16 protein-coding genes are annotated in these 19,019 nt (G+C 34.8%); 13 read left to right on the top strand and 3 right to left on the bottom strand.

What is annotated here, in order from left to right:
* Window positions 1-8: 8 nt before the first annotated feature.
* Window positions 9-1,355: a Trk system potassium transporter TrkA gene (gene trkA, locus N4270_RS01045; protein ID WP_260094941.1), complete on the bottom strand. Its 1,347-nt coding sequence runs from the start codon at window positions 1,353-1,355 to the stop codon at window positions 9-11.
* 123 nt (window positions 1,356-1,478) lie between these two features.
* On the opposite strand from trkA, the gene ubiE reads away from it, so the two are divergent.
* Both ubiE and N4270_RS01055 read left to right on the top strand, forming a co-directional pair.
* Window positions 1,479-2,210 (top strand): bifunctional demethylmenaquinone methyltransferase/2-methoxy-6-polyprenyl-1,4-benzoquinol methylase UbiE, encoded by a 732-nt coding sequence (ubiE, locus tag N4270_RS01050; RefSeq protein ID WP_260094942.1) that lies wholly within the window; start codon window positions 1,479-1,481, stop codon window positions 2,208-2,210.
* A 27-nt stretch (window positions 2,211-2,237) separates the two neighbouring features.
* Window positions 2,238-2,951, top strand: coding sequence for a porin family protein (locus N4270_RS01055; protein ID WP_260094943.1), 714 nt, complete (start codon window positions 2,238-2,240; stop codon window positions 2,949-2,951).
* 41 nt (window positions 2,952-2,992) lie between these two features.
* Here the strand turns inward: N4270_RS01055 and N4270_RS01060 are convergent, their stop codons facing one another.
* Window positions 2,993-3,703 carry an RNA methyltransferase gene (locus N4270_RS01060; RefSeq protein WP_260094944.1) on the bottom strand — a complete coding sequence of 237 codons (711 nt, stop codon included), beginning with the start codon at window positions 3,701-3,703 and terminating at the stop codon, window positions 2,993-2,995.
* A 204-nt stretch (window positions 3,704-3,907) separates the two neighbouring features.
* Between N4270_RS01060 and N4270_RS01065 the strand changes: the two genes are divergently transcribed.
* The 4 genes from N4270_RS01065 (at window position 3,908) to N4270_RS01080 (ending at window position 9,345) form a co-directional block, all read left to right on the top strand.
* Window positions 3,908-6,391, top strand: coding sequence for an outer membrane protein assembly factor (locus N4270_RS01065; protein WP_260094945.1), 2,484 nt, complete (start codon window positions 3,908-3,910; stop codon window positions 6,389-6,391).
* 130 nt (window positions 6,392-6,521) lie between these two features.
* A complete protein-coding gene (gene fbaA, locus N4270_RS01070) occupies window positions 6,522-7,589 on the top strand; it encodes a class II fructose-bisphosphate aldolase (protein ID WP_260094946.1) in 1,068 nt (355 codons plus the stop codon).
* 36 nt (window positions 7,590-7,625) lie between these two features.
* Window positions 7,626-8,483 (top strand): acetyl-CoA carboxylase, carboxyltransferase subunit beta, encoded by an 858-nt coding sequence (gene accD, locus N4270_RS01075; RefSeq protein WP_260094947.1) that lies wholly within the window; start codon window positions 7,626-7,628, stop codon window positions 8,481-8,483.
* An 88-nt stretch (window positions 8,484-8,571) separates the two neighbouring features.
* Window positions 8,572-9,345: a GLPGLI family protein gene (locus N4270_RS01080; protein WP_260094948.1), complete on the top strand. Its 774-nt coding sequence runs from the start codon at window positions 8,572-8,574 to the stop codon at window positions 9,343-9,345.
* 91 nt (window positions 9,346-9,436) lie between these two features.
* On the opposite strand, the gene N4270_RS01085 is transcribed toward N4270_RS01080, so the two are convergent.
* Window positions 9,437-10,279, bottom strand: a complete 843-nt coding sequence (locus N4270_RS01085; RefSeq protein ID WP_260094949.1) for a hypothetical protein — start codon at window positions 10,277-10,279, stop codon at window positions 9,437-9,439.
* 179 nt (window positions 10,280-10,458) lie between these two features.
* Here N4270_RS01085 and rpsO point away from each other — a divergent pair, with 179 nt between their 5' ends.
* The 7 genes from rpsO to N4270_RS01120 all read left to right on the top strand — a co-directional run bounded on the left by rpsO (window position 10,459) and on the right by N4270_RS01120 (window position 18,971).
* A complete protein-coding gene (rpsO, locus tag N4270_RS01090; protein WP_260094950.1) occupies window positions 10,459-10,728 on the top strand; it encodes a 30S ribosomal protein S15 in 270 nt (89 codons plus the stop codon).
* 231 nt (window positions 10,729-10,959) lie between these two features.
* On the top strand, window positions 10,960-13,209 hold the full coding sequence (locus tag N4270_RS01095) for a polyribonucleotide nucleotidyltransferase (RefSeq protein ID WP_260094951.1): 2,250 nt from the start codon (window positions 10,960-10,962) through the stop codon (window positions 13,207-13,209).
* 325 nt (window positions 13,210-13,534) lie between these two features.
* Window positions 13,535-14,968, top strand: a complete 1,434-nt coding sequence (locus N4270_RS01100; protein WP_260094952.1) for a glycosyltransferase family 2 protein — start codon at window positions 13,535-13,537, stop codon at window positions 14,966-14,968.
* 117 nt (window positions 14,969-15,085) lie between these two features.
* A complete protein-coding gene (locus tag N4270_RS01105; RefSeq protein ID WP_260094953.1) occupies window positions 15,086-16,138 on the top strand; it encodes a hypothetical protein in 1,053 nt (350 codons plus the stop codon).
* Between the two features lie 31 nt (window positions 16,139-16,169).
* A complete protein-coding gene (locus N4270_RS01110; RefSeq protein WP_260094954.1) occupies window positions 16,170-17,129 on the top strand; it encodes a hypothetical protein in 960 nt (319 codons plus the stop codon).
* A 44-nt stretch (window positions 17,130-17,173) separates the two neighbouring features.
* Entirely contained in the window at window positions 17,174-17,737 is a 564-nt protein-coding gene (locus tag N4270_RS01115) for an RNA polymerase sigma factor (RefSeq protein ID WP_260094955.1), read from the top strand.
* Window positions 17,727-18,971 (top strand): PorT family protein, encoded by a 1,245-nt coding sequence (locus N4270_RS01120; protein ID WP_260094956.1) that lies wholly within the window; start codon window positions 17,727-17,729, stop codon window positions 18,969-18,971. The genes N4270_RS01115 and N4270_RS01120 overlap by 11 nt, the downstream gene beginning before the upstream one ends.
* Window positions 18,972-19,019: the final 48 nt, after the last annotated feature.

Genomic DNA, 19,019 nt, shown 5'->3' on the forward strand with positions numbered 1-19,019 from the left:
GAGTTTGTTTAAAAAAAGAAACGTTCAACTTGAGTGATGGATCTTGGCAAACAACATACAACTACCTTATCTCCTAGTTCTATTTGAAAATCACCTAAAGGAATGATGCCAACATCGTTTCTAATAACACCTCCTATAATTGCCGAACGCGGAAAATCTAAATCTTTGATTTTCTTTTGAGTAATCTTTGATTTAGAATTGATTTTAAACTCTAGCAATTCTGCATTCATATTGGTTAGTTTTGTCATAGCAACCACCTCACCACGCCTGATATATCTAAAAATATTATTGGCTGCCAGTAGTTTTTTATTGATAAGCGTATCGATTCCGATAGATTGCGATAACTGGTAATAATCCATATTTTCAACTAAAGCAATCGTCTTTTTCACACCTTTAGATTTAGCTACTAAACAAGACATGATATTGGTTTCAGAATTACCAGTCACCGAAATAAAGGCATCCATATCTGAAATACTTTCTTCATCTAAAAGCTCCACATTTCTACCATCACCATTAATCACCAATGCATTAGGTAAATCATCGGCACATTCAAAAGCGACTTCTTTATCACTTTCAATCAATTTGACTTTAAATTTGCCTTTACAAAGATCGCGAGCTGTTTTATACCCAATTTTACTTCCGCCTAGAATCATGATGTTTTTAAGTTCGGTTTTCACTTTACCTGAAAGCTCAAACAACTCTTCATCACCTCCTTTTGAAGTCATAAACACCACCTTATCACCTTCTTTAAATTCGGTATCGCCTCTAGGAATAATCGTGTATTGGGTTCCAAAACGCTGAATGGCTATGGGCACAAAATGCAGTTCGGGAAATACTTGAGCCGCTTCACGCACTGTTTTACCTACAAAGCTTGCCGTTCTAGACAAACGCAAACTCAACATGGTTAATTTGCCTTCTTCAAACTCATAAGTATCGTTAAATCCGTACTGATTTAAAAGTAATTCTATCTCGGCAGCTGCCAGTGCTTCTGGTGAAATTAATTCATCAATACCAAATTTGGTAAACCCAACTTCGGTTTGATCTAAGAATTCAGAATTAGAGATTCTGGCAATGGTTTGTTTGGCGCCCAATTCTTTAGCAAGAACACAAGCTGTAATATTTGTAGTTTCAGATGAGGTTACTGCTATAAACAATTCGGAAGTATTAATTCTCGCCTCATTTAATATCGTAATAGAGGTGACATCTCCTTTTATTACTCGAATATCTAAGTGGTCATTGGCATAAGCTAAACTGTTTTTATCAGTATCGATTAAGGTAATCTCTTGAGATTCATAAGACAATAATTTTGCCAAATGAAATCCTACTTCTCCTGCACCTGCAATTATTATTTTCATTGATCTGTTTATTCAAAAAAACATACAAATATACTACATTATTATGTGATTGGCAGTGTTCTAAAAGTAAGCTACAAATTATTTAAAGCTATTAGTTTTAAGTATATTTGCAAAAAAAAAGGAATGTCCTCAAAAGTTACTCCATATAAGGATAGTGATTTAAACAAAAAGCAACAAGTCACTCAAATGTTTGATAATATTTCAAAAGAATACGATGGCTTAAATCGTGTTATTTCTTTTGGAATCGATATAAAATGGCGTAATAAAGTGGTCGACATTGTTTCTAAAACAAACCCTGAACGCATTTTAGACATCGCCACAGGAACTGGTGATTTGGCCATAAGCCTTGCCAAAACCAACGCCAAAGAAATAATTGGCTTAGACATTAGCGATGGCATGCTCGAAGTAGGCAGAAAAAAAATCAAGAGTAAAGCACTTGATAATCGCATCTCAATGGTGATTGGCGATTCGGAAAATTTACCTTTTGAAGACCATAGCTTTGATGCGATAACCGTTGCTTTTGGTGTTCGTAATTTTGAAACATTAGAAACTGGTTTAGCCGAGATTTTTAGAGTCTTAAAACCCAATGGAACTTTTGTGATTCTAGAAACTTCGGTTCCAACGAAAACACCTTTTAAACAGGGCTATAAATTTTACACAAAACATATATTACCTGCTATTGGAAAACGCTTTTCAAAAGACCAGTCGGCTTATACTTATTTATGCGAATCTGCATCTGTTTTTCCTTATGGTGAGGTTTTAAACAATATTTTGCGTAAAATTGGGTTTATTAACGTGCAAGACAAACCTCAAACTTTTGGTGTTGCAACTATTTATATTGCATCAAAAGCCTAAGTGTTTCCAAGTCATTATCGTGAATTTATGAAGAAAATACTAATAATTTTAACCTTGTTAATTGGATCTCAGACAGCCTCTGCTCAATTATTTAGTAAGGAAAAAATAAAAAATAATGAAAACTTTGATAAGCAATTATTGAGTTGGGGATTTTACCTCGGACTCAATAGTTACGATTATCAATTTAATTATGAACAGGATCAACCTGATATTTTAACCGAAACTAATCTTGGCTTTAGTGTGGGATTAATTTCAAATCTTAGAATCAACGATCATTTAGATTTACGTTTTGAACCCGGACTTTATATTACAACCCGAACACTTCAATACGATCCTACCTATTTTGCAGGTATGGAGTTTTCTAATGCCGATTTAATGCGTGAAGTCAAATCGACTTATGTTCATTTTCCGTTATTATTAAAAGTATCGACCAAACGCCTCAATAATTTTAAGCCTTTTATTATTGGAGGTTTCTCTACAGCTTTAAACTTATCCAGTAATGAAGAAAATCCTGATGACAATTCCGCAGGGCAATTTAGAACCAAAAAAAGTGTCCTCTTTTATGAGCTGGGAATTGGGATAGATTTTTACAATCAATGGTTTAAATTCACACCATCTATTCGTGGCGTATTTGCACTCAATGACGAGTTGATTAGAGATGAAGATCCTAATAGTCCGTGGACTCAAAACGTTACGACGATGAAGACACGCGGAATTTTCTTGAATTTCACCTTTCAATAGACAGACTTAAACCTCTCAGATATTTTGAGCCATTGAAATAGTTAGCGTTTAAACTCACTGAGTATAATTGCTGTTGCTGTTGCGACATTTAAGCTTTCAGTCACCTTAAGGTTCCCAAATCTAGGAATACTCAGTTTTTTAGTGACCAATTTTTCGATAGCTTCTGAAATGCCATTGGCTTCATTTCCCATGACAATGACACCTTGATCTGGTAAGGATTCCGAATAAACCGTGTTTCCATCCATAAAAGTTCCGAAGACAGCATGTGCATAGGTTTTAAGATAAGCTTCCAAATCTAAATATTGAATATTGACACGCGTTAACGAACCCATTGTCGCCTGAACCACCTTAGAATTATAACAATCTACAGTCGCCTTGCTACATAACAACTGTTTAATTCCAAACCAATCACAAAGCCTGATAATCGTTCCTAAATTTCCTGGATCGCGCACATCGTCTAAAGCGAGTATTAATCCGGTAGGCGCTGTAGGTATGTCCTTCGGAATTTTAAATAAAGCCACAGCAGTATTAGGCGTTTTAAGTCGGCTTATTTTATGAAGTTCCTGTTCAGAAATAAGAGTACTTTCTACGTCAAATATAGCCGCTGTTGAAAACAACTGGTACAATTCAAAATGCGAATTCAAAAACTCCTGAATACCTTTTATACCTTCAACAACAAATAATTGATGTTGTACTCTAAACTTTTTTTGGTGGAGACTTGTAATTAATTTAATCTGACTTTTGGCTAACATTAAATTCGGTATAATTTTGTGATATCCTAATGAAAATACAAAGTAATACTTTTTTGGTCTATTATTTGTTATGATAAGAACTTAACCAAACAATAAATTGTAAATTTGGATTGAATTTAAATGCAAACAGCTTCCTTATTGAAACTTAACGCTTCCAAGATATTAATCTGTATAATCATTTGCAGCACATTTTCATGTGATGTTATGAAGCGCGTCAAAAAAAATGAACACTTATTGACGAGCAACACCGTTTTAGTTAATGATAAAAAGAATAACTCTGAAACCGTAAACAATCTTATTTATCAAAAACCAAATGGGAAACTCTTAGGAATTCCGTTACGAGTTCATATCTACAACCTGGCCAGACCTAATATCGATTCGATCCTCAATGCCAAATACAGAAATCCGGAAGACCCAAAAGAAGGCTTAAAAAACTTCTTATCTATCAAACAATATGAAGCGCTTATAAGGTCTAAGAAAAACTTCAATAGCTGGTTAAAAAAGACAGGAGAAGCTCCAGCCGTTTATAAAGAAAATCGCGCAGAAAGAACAGCACTTGAACTTAAAAAATATTACTTCAGCAAAGGTTGGTTTAATGTCAAAACATCGTTTGAAACTGAAAAAGACAGCAATCAAAGAGCAAAAGTCACTTACAAAGTAGAAACTGGCGATCCTTACTTTTTAGATTCGATACATACCATTATCAAAACACCAATCGTCGATTCACTATACCAATCTAAGTTGAAAAAAGGCTCATTAATTGCCAAAGGCCAACAGTATGACGAAGATAATTATACGGCAGAACGTGACAGAATAACAACCGAGTTACGAAATTCTGGTTTGTATCATTTTGGACAAGATTATATCACTTTTGATCTTGATACTATTAACACTAACAAAAAAGTAAAAACAGATTTATTAATTGCACAAAGAGCCATTAGAACGGAAGATTCGGTAGCACATGTGCCGTTCAAGATTTATAAAATTAAAGATGTCAATATTTACACCGATTATAAAAATGCCTATCAGGATTCGACAATCACAGATTCTGTGCAATACAAAAACTTTAATTTGTATAGCTACGAAAAGCTAAAATACAGACCAAAAGCGATTACTGATGCTGTTTTTATTAATAAAGATCAGGTGTTTAGAGACATTGATCGTACCCGAACCTACAGGTATTTAAGTGAATTACAAGCATTTAGATATCCGAGAATTACTTATATCGAAAATGAAAGCGATACAACTTTAACCGCAAATGTGTATTTGGTTCCTCGGAAGAAATTTGAGCTCACGACCAGCTTTGAAGTCTCGCAAAGCAATATTCAAACAGTTGGTTTTGCTTTTAGTAGCGGTCTATTAATTAGAAACATTTTTAGAGGTGCCGAAACTTTAGAGATTTCGGCTTTGGGAGCCATTGGATCATCAAAAAATGCTTCCGATAGTAAAGATCAATTTTTTGATATCAACGAATTGGGTGGAAATTTACGATTAAATATTCCGCGATTTTTTCTTCCTTTTAAAACCGAGAAAATCATTCCCAAATACATGTCGCCAAGTACGAGAATTAGTCTCAATGCAACGAGCCAGCGTAATATCGGTCTAGACAAACAAACCTTTACTGGCACCTTAAACTACAACTGGAACCCAACCACCAAAGTGACCAATAATCTGGATTTATTTAATGTTCAATTTGTAAAAAACTTAAATACTGCGAACTATTTTGGAGTGTATACAAATTCATTTGAAAGCTTAAATGACATTGCGATATCTATTGGTGCTATAGAAGATGGTGAGATTTTAAAAGACCCTGAGAGTGAAGGAGGCTCATTTTCACCTGCAGATGAATTTATTAACGATGTCGTTAGTGGCAACACTTCATTAACGCCCAGTGATGAGGACTATATTACTGTAAACAATATTAAACAGCGTAAAGACCGACTAACAGAAGACAACCTTATCTTTTCTTCCAGCTTTAACTTTGTTAAAAACCGAAGAGAAAACATTTTTGACAACGACTTTTCTATTGTTAGACTACGATTAGAATTAGCCGGAAATTTATTGTCTAATTTATCAAAAGTATTCGATTTAAATAAGAATGCCGATGACAAATACGAAGTCTTTGGCGTTCCATTTTCTCAATATGTAAAAGCCGAAATCGATTATGTGAAACACTGGGATTTAGGCAGAAAAAACGAATTTGCTATCCGCACCTATTTTGGAATTGCCATTCCGTACGGCAACTCAAACAGTATTCCGTTTGCTAAAAGTTTCTTTGCAGGTGGACCAAACGACATTAGAGCATGGACTGCTTATAACTTAGGACCAGGAAGTTCCTTATCCACTAATGAATTTAACGAAGCCAATATGAAAATCACCTTAAGTGCCGAACAGCGCTTTAATTTATTAGGCCGATTTAATGGTGCATTCTTTGTCGATGCAGGAAACATCTGGAACGTGTTTGATAATGTTGAAGACGAACGTGCTACATTTAACGGTTTTGATTCTCTAAAAGATATAGCTGTTGGTTCTGGTTTTGGGATTCGCTATGATTTTAGCTTCTTTGTATTGAGAGGTGATATCGGATTTAAAACTTATGACCCTTCAAGACCACTCGGAAATCGCTGGTTTAAGGATTATAACTTCAGTAACGCCGTTTATAATATTGGTGTTAACTATCCTTTTTAAGATTCCTGTAATTTACTTTAAAACGATAACGTTTGCGTAGGTTTTCATTGATTCAAAGTCTTAAAAATTCACCCATAGTATGCAAATTTTACTTATTTTTGAGTTTTAAATTTTCAACTAAAACAAAACCATGAGTCATACAATCAAAGCAGGAGTTGCAACAGGACGAGAAGTACAAGAAATCTTTAAACTAGCAAAAGAAAAAGGGTTTGCTTTACCAGCCGTAAATGTTATAGGGTCTAACACCATCAATGGTGTTTTAGAAACTGCCAAAGCATTGAATGCCCCAGTGATTATCCAATTTTCAAATGGAGGCGCCCAATTTAATGCCGGAAAAGGCCTAAGTAACGATGGTCAAAAAGCAGCTATTGCAGGTTCTGTAGCAGGTGCAAAACATGTACACTTAATGGCAGAAGCTTATGGTGTTCCTGTGATTTTACATACCGATCATTGTGCTAAAAAACTTTTACCATGGATTGATGGCTTACTCGATGCGAGTGAACAACATTATAAAGAGACGGGAAAACCACTTTACAGCTCTCATATGATTGACCTTTCGGAAGAACCTCTAGAAGAGAATATCGAAATTTGCAAAAGGTACCTTGAGCGTATGAGCAAAATGGGAATGACTTTAGAAATCGAATTAGGCATTACTGGCGGTGAAGAAGATGGTGTTGATAATACCGATGTTGACGATTCTAAATTATATACACAACCTGAAGAAGTAGCCTATGCTTATGAAGAATTAAGTAAGGTTAGCGATCAATTTACAATTGCTGCTGCCTTCGGAAATGTTCATGGTGTCTACAAACCAGGTAATGTAAAATTAACCCCAAAAATTCTTAAAAACTCTCAAGAGTTCTTATCACAAAAGCATAATTTACCTCACAATCACATCGATTTTGTATTCCATGGCGGATCAGGTTCTACTGTTGAAGAAATAAGAGAAGCGATTGGATATGGTGTTATAAAAATGAATATTGATACCGACATGCAATATGCGTTTATGAGTGGTGTTCGTGATTATATGGGCGAAAAAGAAGCGTATTTAAAACAACAAATTGGAAATCCTGAAGGTGATGATGTGCCAAATAAAAAGTACTATGACCCAAGAGTTTGGCTTAGAAAAGGGGAAGATGCATTCGTCGAACGCTTAAAAAAGGCGTTTGAAGACCTAAATAATGTAAATACTTTATAACTTTGCATTACTAACTACTAATTAAAATTATTTTTAATGTCTTGGTTTAAAAGGAAAGATAAAGGTATTCAAACAACAACCGAAGAGAAAAAAGACACACCCAAAGGGTTGTGGTACAAGTCTCCTACTGGTAAAATTATTGATACTAAAGAATTAGAACAAAACTTCTATGTGAGTCCAGAAGATGGTTATCACGTTAGAATTGGAAGTAAAGAATATTTCGAAATTCTTTTTGATGATAATAAATTCAAAGAATTAGATGCAGGTTTAACCTCTAAGGATCCATTAAAATTTGAGGATACAAAAAAATATCCAGACCGTTTAAAGGCTGCTCAAGAAAAAACCAAATTAAAAGATGCGGTAAGAACAGCTGTTGGAAAGTCTAAAGGAAAAGACTTGGTTGTTGCTTGTATGGATTTTTCTTTTATTGGAGGTTCAATGGGAAGTGTTGTAGGTGAAAAAATTGCCAGAGCAGCAGAACATTCGTTAAAGAACAACATTCCATTTATGATTATTTCCAAATCTGGAGGTGCTCGTATGATGGAAGCTGTGTTGTCATTAATGCAATTAGCAAAAACTTCTGTAAAATTAGCGCAATTAGCAGATGCTGGAATTCCTTACATATCGCTATGTACTGATCCGACTACTGGTGGAACTACGGCCTCATTTGCTATGCTCGGCGACATCAACATTAGTGAGCCTGGAGCATTAATTGGTTTTGCCGGACCTCGTGTTGTAAAAGATACAACAGGTCAAGATTTACCTGAAGGTTTTCAGACTTCAGAGTTTTTATTAGAACACGGTTTTCTTGATTTTATAACACATCGTAAAGACTTGAAAAACAAGGTAAATTTATATATTGATTTGATTTCAAATCAGTCCTTAAGAGATTAAGAAGATAAATTCAACATATATAAAAATCCTATGGGTTATCTAAACTTATAGGATTTTTTTATTTTTATTCTATTCATCAATCTATCCAATGAAATATTTAGGCTTTTGGTTTCTCGTTATATGTAACTTTACCTCATGTATAAAAAGTAAATCTGTTGAATTTCATAAAGGAATTGTTCACTACGGCCAGATTGAAAGTAAATCTTTGGGTGATACGATTGGTCCTGACTTTAATTCATATTTAGTATTTGACAACAACCATTCGTATTATGTATTTGCTAAGGATTCATTAGAGAAAGCTACACATTTTAAAAAAAGATATTATAGCAAAGACAGCTTATCAATTAGGTCTTATGCGTTTCCAATGACTTCTCGTTATGGCAAACAAGTCTACTATAACCGAAAAAGCGATAGTTTATATTGGCGCAAATGGGAAAAATATTATGTCTCTGAAAAAACACCTCAGATTGATTGGGAATTAATTAGTAAAACTAAGACCATACAAAAGCATACTGTTTACAAAGCCCAAGGACAATTTAGAGGAAGAATTTATACCGCATGGTACACCAAAGACATTGCTTTACCCTATGGTCCATGGAAACTACAAGGCTTACCCGGTTTGATTTTAGAAGCCTATGACGAAAAAAAAGAAATGTATTTCTATTTAAAAAATTTAGAATATCCTACAAAAAACAACACTTCTATAACTCAAGTAAAACGTCCTGAAGGTCATCCAAAGGACTGGAATACTCTTGAAGATTTTGAAAAAAGAGTGAATTTCTTTTACGAAAAATTTTTACAAAATTCGGTGTCGGCTAATGAAAACACGATACCAAGTGATATCTTTATTGAATCTTTTTAAACCCATTAATGTTTAACAAAAAAACGAGCCTTTGAGTTATATTAATTAACCAAGGGCTCGCTTTTAAATTGACTAAAACTAAACAATCAAATTAATTTAACGTCACATCAATCTCATTACCATTATTAAAAGTAAAAGTGGCTTGATTATCACAATCGCCATTACCATAGTCAAAGGTTCCGCCAAAATTTGTACGTTCAACTTGCACACTTCCACTCACAAAATAATAACAAATCACTTCACGTCGTAATGGTGTTAGTACATCATAAGAATGGGTATTACCATTTACAAAGGTTGTAGACCAGTTCCCAGTAACTTCAAACACATTATCGCTAAACACACCACTTCCAAAACCTTCAATCCATTCTCTAATTCTAAGTCCGTCTCGACTCGCTTCGGCACCATTTGGCCAAATAACAGTCATGTCTAAGGTATGCGTGAATTGCGGATTCCCATTATCGTTTGATAATTCTTTTAATAAGGTCTTACTTCCAATAATGTTTTTAGCATCTAAGAAAAAGTCTACCAAATCATAGGTTAATAAAACCTCTTGCGCATCGGGATTTCTCGTATAAGAAAATACGATTTGACCTTTGAGTAAATGGCCAAGCACCTCACAACCTTCATCAACAAAATCTACGGTGACCTCTCTAAATCCTTGTTGTGCTACTACTGTAACCGTCACACAATTAGGTAAGCCGTTTCGCTGTTGTCCTTCTGCCAGCCTTCCGGTTTCACTGAGCTCCTGACCTTCATAAGCATCGATAATAATATCGCCTACGACGCTTGCTGCTTTGTCAATTTCTGAAGACAACCTTACTTCAGTAAGATCTTCATTTTGTTCTTCTTGAGCAACAGAATCTTCGTTGCTACAACCTGTAAATGTCAAACCTAAAACCACTAAGGTGAACATTAATTTTGTCATTGCTTTCATAATTTAATTTTTGATGTTAATATAATGTTAAGACCAATCAAAGCTGAAAACGTTTAATTTCAGCATAAAAAAATAAAACTAGACTTCGTAAATAGTTGCAAATCATTAAAAATTACTATATTTGCCGCTTGAAAGAAAGACTTTCAACGTACATAACAATCATTTACAATAATATTAGCATGTATTTAGATCAAAAAGAAAAAGAAGCCATCTTTAAAAAACATGGCAAAAATGCACAAGACACTGGAACTGCAGAAGGTCAAATCGCATTATTCACTTACAGAATTAACCACTTAACTGAGCACTTAAAAAACAATCGTAAAGATTTTAATACTGAGCGTTCTCTGGTAAAGTTAGTAGGTAAGCGTCGTGCATTACTTGATTACTTAACGAAAAAAGATATCTTAAGATATCGTGCCATAGTTAAAGAATTAGGATTAAGAAAATAATATTAAAGAGGCTTCGTGCCTCTTTTTTTTATATAATAACTCGTACGACAGAGTATAAATGTCGTAAATAAGAAGCTAGATCTCGAATCAAGTTCGAGACAAAAGGTTTTTCATTGGTCATGACTTTCGAGTCTCACAACAACAACTACAACACAACGACCATTGTTTAACATTTTTTGCTGTGCATTTTGATATGGCTCAATGCTCAGTAAAAATAGAATTAAAAAATTTATGATTCCAAAAGTTTTTAGAGAGGTCATTGACCTAGGTGACGGTAGAGAAATTTCTATCGAAACCGGAAAATTAGCAAAACAAGCACATGGTAGTGTTGTTGTGCAATCTGGAAAATGTATGTTATTATGTACAGTCGTTTCCAATTATAAACAAGCAGATGTAGACTTTTTACCTTTAACAGTAGATTACAGAGAAAAATTTGCTGCAGCTGGACGTTATCCTGGAGGATTCTTCAAAAGAGAAGCCAGACCAAGTGACGGTGAAGTTTTAACCATGCGTCTAGTAGACCGTGTTTTACGTCCGTTATTCCCAAAAGATTACCATTCTGAAACACAAGTTATGATTCAATTAATGTCTCATGACGACGATGTAATGCCAGATGCTATGGCAGGATTAGCGGCTTCTGCAGCCATTCAGTTATCCGATTTCCCTTTTGAATGCCCAATTTCTGAAGCCAGAGTTGGACGTATCAACGGTGAGTTTGTGATTAACCCAACACGAGCACAATTATTAGAGTCTGATATCGATATGATGATTGGAGCTTCTGCTGATTCGGTCATGATGGTTGAAGGTGAAATGGATGAGATTTCTGAAGAAGAAATGACTGAAGCAATTAAATTTGCGCACGAAGCTATCAAAGTGCAATGTGCTGCTCAAGTAAGATTAGCTGAAGCTTTCGGTAAAAAGGAAGTCCGTGAATACGAACCAGAACGTACCGATGAAGATTTAGCAAAGAAGATTCACGATATGGCCTACGATAAAGTATATGCTGTAGCAAAAGCAGGGTCTTCAAAACACGAAAGAAGTGCTGCATTTGCAGAAATTAAAGAAGAAATTGTAGCCTCTTTTTCTGAAGAAGAAATAGAAGATTTTGGTGGTTTAATTTCCAAATACTACAGCAAAGCTGAAAAAGCGGCTGTACGTGATTTAACATTAAACGAAGGTTTACGTTTAGACGGTCGTAAAACTGATGAAATCAGACCAATCTGGTGTGAAGTAGATTATTTACCATCGACGCACGGATCGTCAATTTTCACACGTGGGGAAACTCAAGCATTAGCGACAGTTACTTTAGGAACTTCTAGAGAAGCCAATCAAATTGATATGCCATCTTTTGAAGGTGAAGAGCGTTTCTATTTACACTATAACTTCCCACCGTTTTCAACAGGAGAAGCACGACCAATTCGTGGAACATCTCGTCGTGAAGTTGGACATGGTAACCTTGCACAACGTGCATTAAAAGGAATGGTGCCTGAAGATTGTCCGTATACAGTACGTGTCGTTTCTGAAGTATTAGAATCTAACGGTTCGTCATCTATGGCAACTGTATGTTCTGGAACCATGGCATTAATGGATGCAGGTGTACAATTAAAGAAACCGGTTTCGGGAATTGCGATGGGATTAATTTCTGATGCCGACTCTGGAAAGTATGCTGTTTTATCTGATATTTTAGGTGATGAAGATCACTTAGGAGATATGGATTTTAAAGTTACAGGTACTGCTGATGGTATCACAGCCTGCCAAATGGATATCAAAGTTAAAGGATTAAGCTACGAGATTTTAGTGAATGCGTTAAAACAAGCTCGTGATGGTCGTTTACACATCTTAGAGAAATTGACTGATACGATTGCTGCTCCTAATGCAGACGTTAAAGATCATGCGCCTACTATGGTAACTAGACGTATCCCTAATGAATTTATTGGTGCGTTGATTGGACCTGGTGGAAAAGTCATTCAGGAACTACAAAAAGAAACAGACACTACTATCGTTATCAACGAAGATCCAGTGACTGAAGAAGGTATTGTTGAAGTTTTAGGTGTTGGTAAAAAAGGAATTGATGCTGTTATGGCAAAAATTGATGCCTTATTATTTAAGCCTGAAGTTGGTAGTGTTTACGAAGTTAAAGTCATCAAAATGTTAGACTTTGGAGCGGTTGTTGAATATACTGAAGCACCAGGAAATGAAGTTTTATTACACGTTTCTGAATTGGCTTGGGAACGTACTGAAAATGTATCTGATGTCGTTAACATGGGAGATGTTTTTGATGTGAAATACTTCGGAATAGATTCAAGAACTCGTAAAGAGAAAGTATCTCGTAAAGCTATTTTACCAAAACCTGAAGGTTATGTCGCTAGACCTCCTAGAGACAATAATCGTGGTGGACGTGATAATAACAAAGGAAGAGATAATCGTGGGCGTGATAATCGTCGTGATGATCGCAAACCTAGAGAAGATAAAAAAGATTAAGTTCTTTTTATAATCCATTACAAACCTCACTACTCATCTAGTGAGGTTTTTTTTATGTTAATACGGTCCAATAATTGCCCCTGAAAAAAGGTTTGGACTCCAAGTATGGATAAAAATTACAACCGTAACTGCAGTAATCGAAACAAGTACTACGACAACACCCATTATTTATAATAAACAAACAACCTTAAATGATACGTTTATAGGACTTACTTTGCAAGCGTGTTAAATAAAAATTAAAAAAAATCTAAAAGTAAAAAGTGAACGTAAATCTAGCAACAACAGGATTTAAAACAATTCACAACGATTAATAATTTTAGATAAAATGCCACAAATCAACACGAAGTCTGCACCTACTTCAAATCACAAAACCACGCCAAAAAAAAGCAATTCATTAATTATACGATCCATTAAATTTTTAAAGAAAACCTTCACACGTGTAGAAGGTGCCGTACTATTAAGTAGTGTAATCTTAATTGGTATTGGCATCTATTTTTTTAGTGTATTCTATGGCGACTACGACCTCCTTCACATAGAACGTATGACCTCGTTTTGGGGACTTGTTTTAATGGGTGTCTTCTCAATTTTATTAGTGTATAAAGTAAGCTTGTTTTTATTTATGCTCGTTAAATACATTCAGTATAAACCCATCGCTTCAGTAACTGATCAAGAATTACCAACCTGCACCATTATTGTTCCAGCCTATAATGAAGGAAAACAAGTTTGGGATACTTTAATGAGTTTAACTCAAAGTGATTATCCGCAAAACAAACTAGAATTACTAGCCATAGATGATGGTAGTAAAGATGACACCTGGGAATGGATGTTAAAAGCAAAAACACAACTTGGCGACCGTCTAGTGATTCTTCAACAACCCGAAAATAAAGGAAAACGACATGCCCTTTATAGAGGTTTCAATTTAGGTACGGGATCTATTTTTGTAACAGTAGATAGTGATTCGGTTGTAAAAGAAGATACACTTAGAAATCTTGTTAGTCCTTTTGTAAACAATGACACCTGTGGTGCTGTGGCAGGAAACATTAGAGTGCTCAACAATAAAAAGGAAATGCTTCCTAAGATGTTAGATGTGAGTTTTGTACAAAGTTTTGAGTTTATCAGATCTGCAGAAAGCAAATTAAATTCTGTGCTGTGTACACCTGGTGCATTAGCAGCTTATAGAAGTTCGGCTGTTCATCAATGCCTGCCCGAGTGGATTAACCAATCATTTATGGGAAATCCGTCAGATATAGGAGAAGATCGCGCCATGACCAATATGATTCTTAAGCAAGGAAAGCATGTTTTATTTCAAAGCAATGCTGTTGCCTATACTAATGTTCCTGTAGAATACACTGGCTTGTACAAAATGTTCATCCGCTGGGGACGAAGTAATGTCCGCGAAAACATTGAAATGTCAAAATATGTATTCACCAACTTTAGAGACGGAAAAAAATCGGGAGCGCGCTTATTATTTGTAAGCCAGTTTTTAGAAATTATGATGAGCTTTCCAGTACTATTCTTAATGCTATTTTTTATTGTAACACATCCTTTATTATTTATAGGCTCAACATTTTTAAGTATTCTGGTGATATCGACATTTTCGGTGATATTTTATGCTTACAGTTATAAAATAACAGAAGCCTTTTGGGCCTATTCGTATAGTATTTTATACACCTTCGGATTGTTTTGGATCACACCTTATGCCATTGTTACAGCGAATAGAAGAGGCTGGTTAACACGTGGTTTAGCTGAAAAAAAATAACAATATTACTGTTTGATTTTCAAAGTGTTATAAAATATTTCCAACTTTTTTATAACAAACGGAATCATTTCACGCAACCTTTTTGATATTCTCAAGACTATAGGGAAACAAGTCTTTATGAATATCCATAAATTTTCAATCGTATTAGGTCTCATTTTAATCACTTCTTGTGCTTATGATCAGGACGACCACCTTAATCAGATTCCTGTTCTAGAGACTCATGAAGCTATAGCTGCAGATTCTGATTTATTTGAAAACCTGAAAGGCATTGCTTCCCATGATGAGCGTCCCGATAAAAGCATCGTATGTATTGATTTTATATATCCGCTTACGCTGTTTGTGTTTGATGAAAACACCAACTACCTCTATACATCTCAACTCAATAACGATCAGGAGTTTAGTAGTTTTTTAGAAGCTATAGATCTTAACTATACAATTAGTATGAGCTTTCCCATTACGAGCACATTAGACTCTGGTGAAGCGTTCACAATTAATAATAAAGAAGAACTTAAAAATGCCATTGATAGTTGCTTGAGTAATGAGTTAGTCTATGAATGTGGAGAGCTTATACGACATTGTGTATGGAAAATTGGTTATAGTTTTGAAGATAGCAATCCTTATTTAGGCAGTGTGTTTCAAGAGGATGACGGATTTACAACTCTTGCTATTGACGGCGATCTGCTTAGTGGTTCCTGGTCGCCTTTTACCATAGAAAACGAACTTCATATCAATATCAACATCAACGATACTACTGCTATTGCTGATTATTTTAATCGCGATTGGAAAGCTACATACATCGATGCTAATTCTTTAAAACTAACACATTTGGATCATGAATTGATATTAAATCAACGCTGTGATCCTAATTTTTCAAGCTGCGGAAATTTCAACTTTGAAGCTTGCGAAACCGAATTAAATTCTGGAAGCGCTGAATTTATTCTGAATGATTATAGCTTCTGTATTTTCGATACGCTTGAATTTGATGATGAAGACTTTAACATCGTATATTTCGAAACCGAAGACGATGCCTTAAGCATGAGCAATCCCATCAATTCTGAAGCGGTATTCACAACAACCGAAGCCCATCAAACCATTTATGTTCTGGTTAAGTCTATTGAAACCAACCTTGATTATTATCTATCTATAACTCTTTCAGCCATACAGTGCTAATTAAATTTATAACTTAAATAAACAATATATTATGAAAACATCAATCTATACTTTAATTTCAATTAGCATTTTTACACTCAGTTGCCTTTCTTGTTCATCTGATGATCCTGAAGTTGCTGCTAACGAACCAAGATTAACTAATTATATTTATAAAACCTATAATGTTTCAAATACTCCAAATACAGTACTTGATTCTACAAACTACAGCATTGAGGATAACAAAATTGTGAGTGCTTCTGGCTTAAATCTGGAAACTTCATTTCAGCGCAATTCAACTTACACCTACTTAGATGATAAAATCGATAAAATCCAATCCTTTAGCAATGGATTGCTTACAAGAGTTCAGTCCTTTACTTATGACGCTAATGATGATCTCATTGCATATCTTTCAGAATCTATAGACACCGATAATCAATCGTCTAGTTTCGAAAAACATGAATTTACTCATACAACAGATACCATTTTTTCTAGTACGACCAGAAGTAGCGACGGCATTAATTTTGACACCAATGTTTCAGAAGCAAAAATTGTGTTAGACGCCAATAACAATAGAACCTATTATGAAATGTATAGTCATTTTAATGAGGAAACCACATTTGAGATTAACACCTACGATGCTAATTCTAACCTTATCAATGAGGCAAAGTATTTAATTTTAGATAATGGTAACGAGGTACTTTCTTTTGAAAACAATGTTGCTACAAACAACTCAGAAAATCTATTTTACAGCATTAATGAGACTACTTTTACCAGAAAAAATTTAATGTTGTTATATCATTTACAATCTAATGCTGTCAATACAATTAATGGTAAAAGCATTACTCCAAATGCCATAATTACCTTTGCCAGTACTTGGGGAAATTCTTTTGCGACGTTTGAAATTTTGAATACCACTAACGACACTGGATTGACTATTTATAGTGATTTTAAAACTACAATTGCAGGCAATTTAATTTCAAGATTTTCACAAGACTATAGCATCCAATACTAATGTAAAAGCTTATATTAACCATCAACACACCTTAGACCGAACACTTGAGTTTAGACCATTTAATAAAAGCGTGTAAAAAGCATAACCTAAAAGCACAAAGTCAATTATACCAAATGTATAAAGATGACCTCTTTACTTTATGCTTAAAATATTGCAAAAACAGAGAAGAAGCTCAAGATAATTTACAAGATGCCTTTCTGGAAATCTTCAGAAAAATCAAAACCTACAAAGGTTCGGGTTCTTTTGAAGGCTGGATAAAACGAATCACGATTAATAAAGCCATAGATAAATATAAAAAGGATAGTCATTTAAATATTGTGATTAATAACGACCTACTTGAAGATCACAACTTAATGGACATAGAGACACTTGAGCGTATTCCCTTGGACCAAATTTTAAAACATATTCAAGAGTTGCCACCCAGATATCGGTTGGTATTTAATCTATACGAATTAGATGGCTATTCTCATAAAGACATTTCAAAACTCTTAAACATAAGTGTAAACACCTCAAAATCAAACTTACATAGAGCGAAGAGTTTATTAAAAACCAAGATGCAAAATCCAACTCATGTATCTCCTAAAAACCTGACATCTAATGGAAACTAAAAAAGATTTCGGAGCTGCTGTAAAACAGAAACTAGAATCCTATAAGGATCGTCCAGATGATTTGGTTTGGACTCATATTGAAGCGCAGTTAAAAAAGAAAAAGAAGCGAAGAGGATTCATTATTTGGTTTTTTGGAGCAGGACTTGGCATATTATTAGTGACTTTATTACTAATTAATCCGTTTAAAAACTCAATAGAAAACAGCCTAGAAAACACAGACACAACTCCTGTAAACCCAACAACAGAACAACAAAGAACAACCAAAATTAAGCTTGAGACTGAAACTGAGACTGAGACACAGACTATAACTGAGACCGAGACTGTGACTGAAACTGAGACTGAGACTGTGACTGAGACTGAGACTGAGGCTGAGACTGAAACCAAGGCTAATTTTGTAAATACAAATACAATCAAAAATTTTGAGAATCAGTCAGCAAACACACATCATCTATATCAAACTGAAAATTCTAACACCTCCAACATTAAAAAACAGCAACTACAAGAGCCACCCTCGAATTCAGAAGCTTTAGAAACGACTAAAGAACCTAGCGACAACGTTTCAGCAGCAGACAAAACACAGATGAAACGAGAACGTGCTATAGCAAAACGTGATAGCCTGATTGCACTAAAAAACAAAATGAGAGATTCGATTAGAGAACAGCGCGAATCGAATCGACTGACTTCCGAAGAACTATTAAAAGAAAAAGCCAAGGATAGTAGTGAGCAAGACGATCAATCCCGATGGAGTATTACACCTCAGGCGATCGTATCGTATTATGGCGCATTAAACGCCAAAACCTCAGATAATATCTCTATAAATTACGGGGTATTGGCTAGTTATCGAATGACCTCTGACACCTATTTAAGACTTGGCGTAAGAAAACTCTATTTAAATCAAACCCTATCTGAGGATAATTCAGAAAGAACCGTTGAATATTTAGAGTTTCCATTAGAAGTCAAATACGCGCCCTTTAATTCTCAATTTAATCCTTACTTCACTGGAGGCTTGAGTTATTTTAAGCTGCGTGAGGGTTCTAATTCTGATACCAACAGTTTTGAATATAAGGCGACGATGGGACTAAATTTAGGTTTGGGCATAGAAACCAAAGTATTTAAGAATTTCTTTTTTAACCTCGAATCTAATTTTAATTATCAATTGAAGCCCTTTACTCAAAAAAACAGTATCGATCCTTTTATTTTCTCCCTAAGTACAGGTCTCGAATATCGATTTTAGTTCATACATTAAAAGGTAGAAATTTGGTTTTCTCACCTTTTTTTCGTA

This window comes from Psychroserpens sp. SPM9 (genome assembly GCF_025153525.1).
Taxonomy (GTDB): Bacteria; Bacteroidota; Bacteroidia; order Flavobacteriales; family Flavobacteriaceae; genus Psychroserpens.

Bases quoted from the DNA above. Each gene is read 5' to 3' on its own strand.
- fbaA (WP_260094946.1), top strand. From the start codon at position 6,522: ATGAGTCATACAATCAAAGCAGGAGTTGCAACAGGACGAGAAGTACAA.
- N4270_RS01100 (WP_260094952.1), top strand. From the start codon at position 13,535: ATGCCACAAATCAACACGAAGTCTGCACCTACTTCAAATCACAAAACC.
- N4270_RS01065 (WP_260094945.1), top strand. From the start codon at position 3,908: ATGAAGCGCGTCAAAAAAAATGAACACTTATTGACGAGCAACACCGTT.
- N4270_RS01105 (WP_260094953.1), top strand. From the start codon at position 15,086: ATGAATATCCATAAATTTTCAATCGTATTAGGTCTCATTTTAATCACT.
- N4270_RS01120 (WP_260094956.1), top strand. From the start codon at position 17,727: ATGGAAACTAAAAAAGATTTCGGAGCTGCTGTAAAACAGAAACTAGAA.
- trkA (WP_260094941.1), bottom strand. From the start codon at position 1,355: ATGAAAATAATAATTGCAGGTGCAGGAGAAGTAGGATTTCATTTGGCA.
- N4270_RS01095 (WP_260094951.1), top strand. From the start codon at position 10,960: ATGATTCCAAAAGTTTTTAGAGAGGTCATTGACCTAGGTGACGGTAGA.
- accD (WP_260094947.1), top strand. From the start codon at position 7,626: ATGTCTTGGTTTAAAAGGAAAGATAAAGGTATTCAAACAACAACCGAA.
- N4270_RS01080 (WP_260094948.1), top strand. From the start codon at position 8,572: ATGAAATATTTAGGCTTTTGGTTTCTCGTTATATGTAACTTTACCTCA.
- N4270_RS01060 (WP_260094944.1), bottom strand. From the start codon at position 3,703: ATGTTAGCCAAAAGTCAGATTAAATTAATTACAAGTCTCCACCAAAAA.
- ubiE (WP_260094942.1), top strand. From the start codon at position 1,479: ATGTCCTCAAAAGTTACTCCATATAAGGATAGTGATTTAAACAAAAAG.
- rpsO (WP_260094950.1), top strand. From the start codon at position 10,459: ATGTATTTAGATCAAAAAGAAAAAGAAGCCATCTTTAAAAAACATGGC.
- N4270_RS01055 (WP_260094943.1), top strand. From the start codon at position 2,238: ATGAAGAAAATACTAATAATTTTAACCTTGTTAATTGGATCTCAGACA.
- N4270_RS01110 (WP_260094954.1), top strand. From the start codon at position 16,170: ATGAAAACATCAATCTATACTTTAATTTCAATTAGCATTTTTACACTC.
- N4270_RS01085 (WP_260094949.1), bottom strand. From the start codon at position 10,279: ATGAAAGCAATGACAAAATTAATGTTCACCTTAGTGGTTTTAGGTTTG.